This is a genomic window from Planktotalea sp., assembly GCF_049680325.1.
Lineage (GTDB): Bacteria > Pseudomonadota > Alphaproteobacteria > Rhodobacterales > Rhodobacteraceae > Planktotalea.
Window position 1 is genome coordinate 1 of sequence record NZ_JBAUHO010000136.1, and the last position, 6,624, is coordinate 6,624.

Annotated in this window: 6 protein-coding genes; 2 read left to right on the forward strand and 4 right to left on the reverse strand. The window is 54.6% G+C overall.

Going from position 1 to position 6,624, the window contains the following annotated elements; all coding sequences use genetic code 11:
* The 3 genes from comE to hisD all read right to left on the reverse strand — a co-directional run.
* Positions 1 to 539 (reverse strand): sulfopyruvate decarboxylase subunit beta (gene comE, locus WBC85_RS06005; RefSeq protein WP_424433974.1); only part of this gene is annotated, 539 nt, incomplete at its 3' end.
* Positions 536 to 1,042, reverse strand: coding sequence for a thiamine pyrophosphate-binding protein (locus tag WBC85_RS06010; protein ID WP_424433976.1), 507 nt, complete (start codon positions 1,040 to 1,042; stop codon positions 536 to 538). The genes comE and WBC85_RS06010, both read right to left, overlap by 4 nt.
* A gap of 82 nt (positions 1,043 to 1,124) precedes the next feature.
* On the reverse strand, positions 1,125 to 2,432 hold the full coding sequence (hisD, locus tag WBC85_RS06015; protein ID WP_424433978.1) for a histidinol dehydrogenase: 1,308 nt from the start codon (positions 2,430 to 2,432) through the stop codon (positions 1,125 to 1,127).
* Positions 2,433 to 2,598: 166 nt separating this feature from the next.
* Here hisD and WBC85_RS06020 point away from each other — a divergent pair, with 166 nt between their 5' ends.
* Both WBC85_RS06020 and WBC85_RS06025 read left to right on the forward strand, forming a co-directional pair.
* A complete protein-coding gene (locus WBC85_RS06020) occupies positions 2,599 to 3,621 on the forward strand; it encodes a LacI family DNA-binding transcriptional regulator (protein ID WP_424433980.1) in 1,023 nt (340 codons plus the stop codon).
* A 72-nt stretch (positions 3,622 to 3,693) separates the two neighbouring features.
* Positions 3,694 to 5,874 carry a thiamine pyrophosphate-dependent enzyme gene (locus WBC85_RS06025; protein ID WP_424433982.1) on the forward strand — a complete coding sequence of 727 codons (2,181 nt, stop codon included), beginning with the start codon at positions 3,694 to 3,696 and terminating at the stop codon, positions 5,872 to 5,874.
* Positions 5,875 to 5,881: 7 nt separating this feature from the next.
* On the opposite strand, the gene WBC85_RS06030 is transcribed toward WBC85_RS06025, so the two are convergent.
* Positions 5,882 to 6,624, reverse strand: a 743-nt coding sequence (locus tag WBC85_RS06030; protein WP_424433984.1) for a sensor histidine kinase, incomplete at its 5' end; no start/stop codon positions are given.

A 6,624-nucleotide genomic window follows, 5' to 3' on the forward strand; every position in this document is an offset into this window, starting at 1 on the left:
GTCATAAAGCGGTGCTTAATCACGACAGGATCCATCGTGATGACGGGCAGCTTGATGTTGCCGCTATCGCATTTGCACACGATCACGGTCATCTTCTTGCTATCAATCGCGCCTTGAAGAACGGGGCCAAGATCTTTGTCCTGCACTTCGATCACATTCTCACAGCCACATGCTGTCGCCACTGCGGCAAGCGACGTCTTCTTGCCAGCATAGGTCGGCTGATCGCCCGTAGAGCCGTAAGAACCGTTGTCGATGATTAACAAAATGTAGTTGTCCGCCACGTTGTTGGCGATCGTCGGCAATGTGCCAAGGTTGGTCAGGACAGAGCCATCACCGTCAATGGAAATCACGGTTTTGGGCTGCGACAATGCCAGGCCAAGACCAATGCTGGAAGAAAGACCCATAGTGCCCAACATGTAAAAGTTGGTGGGCTGATCGTCGATCATGTGCAGCTCTTGGCTTGGAAGACCGATGTTACAGACGACCAGTTGGTCGCGAATAATCGGGGCGATTTCTTTTAGGATTTCAGAACGTATCATTGATCGCCGTAGCCTCCCCAGAAGTTAGCATCGGTCAGGATTGCGACCGGCTTGTTACACATGAATGTGTATTTCAGAATTGCATCGAATTCCGCCACATCAGACTGGTGATGGAAGTGATAGGTCGGGATTTTCATCTCGGCCAAAAGCGCCTTAGTGTGGACCGCCATTTCAACCTGACACGCGACCGGTTCGCGAAGTTCGCCGCGATAGGAAATCAGCATCGGCAAAGGCATACGGTAGTACTGGATCAACGTCGCAATCGTGTTGATCGTCACACCAATTGCAGTGTTCTGCATGATGATTGCAGGACGTTTGCCACCCATATGCGCCCCTGCGCATAGGCCCATGCCTTCATCTTCTTTGTTAGACGGGATGTGAAAAATCTCTTTGCGCGCTTCAATCTCGTCGATCACACCCGCCAGCTGCTTGCACGGCACGGTGGTTACGAAAGAGACATCATTCGCGACAAGATCATCAGTGATCTTCTTGTCGATGTTCATGTTGCCTTATCCTTTATCAGTCGTCGTTTCTTTTGTTTCTGTCTGGTCCACCCGGAACCTCATCCCTTGAAAGTCGCGGTTCTTAGCCAGCCGCTTTCAGATCGAAAGTTTCATCCGGGAAATATTTCGCAAGGCGCACGTCGGCAGAACGCGCATGGCCTTCCATTCCTTCAAGCCGTGAAATTCGTGCTGTCGCCTCGGCAACTGCTTTGGACCCTTCGCGCGTCGCGCGCTGCCATGTGACGATCTTCATGTACTTATGAACGCTTAGACCACCTGTGTAGCTGGCCGCGCCAGACGTGGGCAGAACATGGTTCGTTCCCGTCGCCTTGTCGCCGTAGGACACTGTCGTTTCTTCCCCCAGAAAGAGCGAACCGTAACAGGTCAGATTATCAAGCCACCAATCAAGATCGGCGGCCTGAACTGTCAAATGCTCTGGCGCGTATTCATCCGAGCACGCGGCCATATCTGCGCGATCTTTGCAAAGAATGACTTCTGCATAATCGCGCCACGCGGCGAAAGCGTTCTCGCTGTTCACATCAGGAAGGTCTGCGATCAGACCCGGAACAAGTTCCATCACCTTTTCGGCCAGCGCGCGGTCATCGGTGATAAGCCACACTGGAGAATTATATCCATGCTCTGCCTGACTGACCAAATCGGTCGCGACGATAAATGGATCAGCAGTCTTGTCCGCAATAATCAGGCTGTCAGTCGGTCCCGCAATCATGTCAATGCCAACACGTCCGAACAGAATGCGCTTCGCTTCGGCCACAAACTGATTGCCCGGTCCGACAAGGATATTTGCTTTGGGCAGGCCAAAAAGGCCAAAGGTCATTGCTGCGACGCCCTGAACGCCGCCCATCGCAAGGATGTTGTCCGCGCCGCAAATATGCGCCGCATAGATAATCGCCGGGGCAACACCGACGCCGGGGCGCGGCGGCGAACAGGCTGTGATGTTTGCGCACCCTGCAACCTTGGCCGTGGTCACCGTCATGATAGCCGAAGCGATATGGCTATACCGGCCACCTGGGACATAGCAGCCAGCAGCATCAACCGGGATCGCCTTTTGACCCGCGATAAATCCGGGGGCGATTTCCATTTCGACATCTTGCATCGTCGATTTTTGCGTTTCAGCAAAGCGACGAACATTGTCATGGGCAAACCGAATGTCCGCCTTTAGCTTTTCAGGAACGATTGCGATGGCCGCGTCAATTTCCGCTTGGGACAAAAGAACGCTGCCGTCATAGCGATCAAACTTGGCCGCGTATTCCATCGCTTTGGCGTCGCCGCCCGCTTCGATGTCGTCAAGAATGGCTTTAACGGTATCGTGTACCTCGGATGCATCGGATGTAGACGTCAGCGTTGCCTTTTTCAGGTATACTCGGGACATAGTGGTTTGATCCTGTGTGCAGAAATCGTTGAGGTACGAGCACGCCGCTTGCGCGATTCTTGCGGCAAATGTAAGCGCTTACAATTTTCAATGCAAGCGCTTACATTGCATGTGCATAGCACCCAAATGCATGCTATAGAGCGCCAAATCACAGATCAGGCCCCTAATGTCGCTCGCTAAAAATGTTCCTACTTTAGATGACGTTGCCAAGCTTTCTGGTGTTTCCACCGCGACGGTTTCAAGATGTCTAAATGATCCCGAGCGTGTCGTCGAAAAGACGCGCAAGCGGGTGATGGCCGCCGTTCAATCGCTTGGGTATACCCCTAATTTCGCGGCGCGCGTTATGGCGGCCAAGCGCACGTTCACAATTGGGGCCATTATCCCGACAATGGACAACGCGATTTTCGCGCGTGGTCTGCAGGCCTTTCAAGAAGAACTGCATCGCAAAGGCTACACCCTACTCGTGGCGAGTTCTGCCTACAGTCCGCAGATCGAGGAAGAGCAGATCAGAGCGCTTGTCGCGCGCGGTGCAGACGGGCTTTTACTGATCGGCCATGACCGCGATCCAAAAGTCTATGACTATCTTGAAGTTCAGAACATCCCAACGCTGTGTGCGTGGTCCTATCTGCCCGATGCCCGTTTGCCTTCGGTCGGGTTCGACAATCACGGTGCAATGCAGGCCCTAACCCACGCAATTCTTGAGCATGGTCATAAAAAGCTTGCGATGATTTCAGCAGTTACCAAGGGTAATGATCGCGCGAAGTTGCGCGTGGAAGGCGTCAAGCAAGCGCTTTCAGAACGCGGCCTTGATCCCGATAACCTGATCGTTGTTGAAACCACCTATGAAATAGAAAGCGGCGCGCGTGCGTTTGAGAAGATAATCGCAGACGGCCATCGTCCGACGGCAGTCCTTTGCGGCAATGACGTCATTGCATTTGGCGCGCTCCACGCTGCTGTAAAGATGGGATTTGACGTGCCGGGCGACATTTCCATTACAGGCTTTGACGACATGGATCTGGCGCGTTTTGTCGAGCCAGCGCTTACAAGTGTTCATGTGCCCCATCACACGATGGGGCGCAAAGCAGCGCAAGAACTGGTCGCGATGCTTGAAAGCAAAAGCAAAGGCGTCGGAACCTGCTTGGAAACGCACATCGTTTTGCGCCAATCGCTTGGGCCAGCAAAAACCTAACGAAAAGCAATTTACATCCTGCATCTGTCACGCCATCTTCGCGCAACAATTTGCCTTGCAGGAGTCCGCACAATGGATCGCGCTGAAATCGTCCATGATGCCTTTGTTAACCGCGTCTCCGCAGGGGACTTTCCAAAAGGTGAACCCGCCTCGGGCCCACTGGAAAAAGACGAAGCCGTCGCGATTTTTCAAGCGCAATGTCTAAGCCGAAATCTTGATCGCCGCTCGCGCAAGCTTCAGGCAGAAGGACAAGGTTATTACACGATTGGCTCTTCAGGCCATGAGGGCATGGCGGCCGTTGCCTCTGCATTGCGCGTGGATGATATGGCCTTTTTGCACTACCGCGACGGCGCGTTTCAAACCCGTCGTTCTGCGATGGTTCCGGGGACAAACGCCGCACGCGATATGCTGCTTAGCTTTTGCGTCGCCGCCAGCGATCCCATGTCGGGTGGCCGTCATAAGGTTCTTGGCTCAAAGGCGCTGAACATTCCGCCGCAGACCTCCACAATTGCCAGCCATTTACCAAAAGCGGTTGGTGCCGCCTATTCGATTCCCTTGGCAAAGCGTCGCGCGCCAGAACACAAAGCTCTAAGCGATGATAGCATTGTTATGTGCTCTTTTGGCGATGCCTCGGCCAACCATTCCACAGCGCAGGGCGCAATTAACACTGCTTGCTGGACCTCGTTTCAATCTGTTCCTCTGCCGTTGCTTTTCGTTTGCGAAGACAACGGCATTGGCATTTCCACACGTACGCCCAAGGGCTGGATCAAGGCGAATTTTGCCAGCAAGCCCGGGCTGAAGTATTTCGAAGCCAACGGTCTGGATATTTTTGATGCCTACCGCGTCACGAAAGAAGCGGCAGAGTATGTGCGCACACAAAAGAAGCCCGCGTTTTTGCATCTGTCATTAGTCCGCCTTTACGGTCACGCGGGCGCTGATTTGCAACAAAGCTACCTTGCCAAAGACGTGTTTGAAAGCTGGGAGCATCACGACCCGCTTCTGCACTCGGCCCGCTTGTTGATAGAAAGTGGCATGCTGAGCGCAGATGACGTGTTGGGGGTCTATCATCAGGCAGACGATGACTGCGCCCGCGAGGCTATCGAGGTCACCAAAGAGAAACGCTTATCAACTGCCCAAGATGTGATGGCCTCGATCATACCACCCAGCCGCGCTTGCAAGCCCTCCAACGGCCCCTCCAAGGACGCGCGCGAAGCCGCGTTTGGAAGCGATCTCGCTGCAATGGACAAGCCGCAGCCAATGTCGCGCTTGCTGAACTGGGCGCTGACGGACTTGATGCTAGAGCACACTGAAATCCTGATGATGGGCGAAGATATCGGGCGAAAAGGCGGAGTGTATGGCGTTACGCAAAAGCTCGCTGAACGCTTTGGACCCGACCGTATCATCGACACGTTGCTGGATGAACAATCCATCTTGGGCCTGGCCATTGGCGCGGCGCACAACGGGTTTATCCCGATACCCGAGATCCAGTTCCTTGCCTATCTCCACAATGCTGAAGATCAGCTGCGCGGCGAAGCTGCGACGCTGCCCTTCTTCTCTAACGGTCAGTTTAGCAACCCTATGGTGCTGCGCATTGCTGGGCTGGGATATCAAAAGGGCTTTGGCGGACATTTCCACAATGACAACTCTCTTGCGGTCCTTCGCGATATTCCGGGCGTTATAATCGCCTGCCCGTCCCATGGCGCGGATGCGGCCCTTATGCTGCGCGAATGCGTGCGCCTTGCCCGTGAAGAGCAGCGCGTGGTGGTTTTCGTTGAACCCATTGCGCTATATCCGATGCGTGATTTGCATAGCGCCAAGGATGGCGCGTGGATGCACAACTATCCACGGCCCGATGCGAGCATCAAAGTGGGTGAGGTCGGCGTTACAGGCGATGGACCTTTGGCGATTGTCACATATGGCAACGGGCATTTTTTGTCACAACAGGCCGCTGCAACACTTGCCAAAAAGGGTATCGACACCCGTATCATCGACATGCGCTGGATCGCGCCAATGCCTGTGGATAGCATTCTGAGCGCGCTTGAGGGCGCTGAAAAAGCGTTGATCGTCGATGAGTGTCGCGGCACTGGCGGGCAGTCAGAGGCGCTGTTGGCAATGCTCACGGAGCGCAGCAATCTACCCGCAGCGCGCCTTGCCGCAGAGGATAGTTTTATCGCGACGGGCCCGGCCTATGGGGCGACCATGCCCAGCCATGATAGCATTGTTGACGCCGCTAACAGGCTTTGGAACACCTAAACCGAACCTATGACACGGTTCCTTTAGCCAGCGGAAGCGTGAGGATAATCAAGCCACCTTCGGCGCTTTCACCAATGTCCAGCGTCCCGTCGTGGTTCTTCATCACCTTGGCGGCAATTGCCAGTCCAAGGCCAGAACCGGGGCCGGTGCCAATCTGACCAAAGCGACTAATCGCTTCGACACGGCGATCCGGTCGGATGCCGACACCATCATCTTTGACGTGCAAGGTGGCGAAGCTAACGTCTTTCGACAGCGCCAAAGAAATGCTGGTCAACTGCGGGCCACCGTGGAGCAACGCATTGGTGAGAAGGTTCAAGATTGCCTCGCGCAACATCACGGGATCACCGTGCACAATGACGCCCGAACCTGGCAGCTCACAACTAAGCGTCACGTCGTTTGCGGCGTGCCTTGCGCGGAAATCATCGCCTATTTCTTCAGTGAGCGCGCGAAGATCGATAATCGCACCTGCCCGGGCAACATCGGTGCCGCTTGCACGTTCGAAGGACAGTAACTGGTTGGTTAACTCGCTCGCCTGACGTGCCGCATCTACCAGTTCAGCGCTGCGCTTTCGCGCGGCGGTTTCGTTTGGCGCGCTTTGCACTGCCTCTGCCAATGCCAGCACCCCCGCCACAGGATTGCGCAATTGATGTGCTGCGTTGGAGATGAATTCGTCCTTACTGCTTATGCGCCTTGCAACGCGATCAAACAATGTATTGAGCGTTCTGACCAAGCCCCGTGCCTCTATAGGAA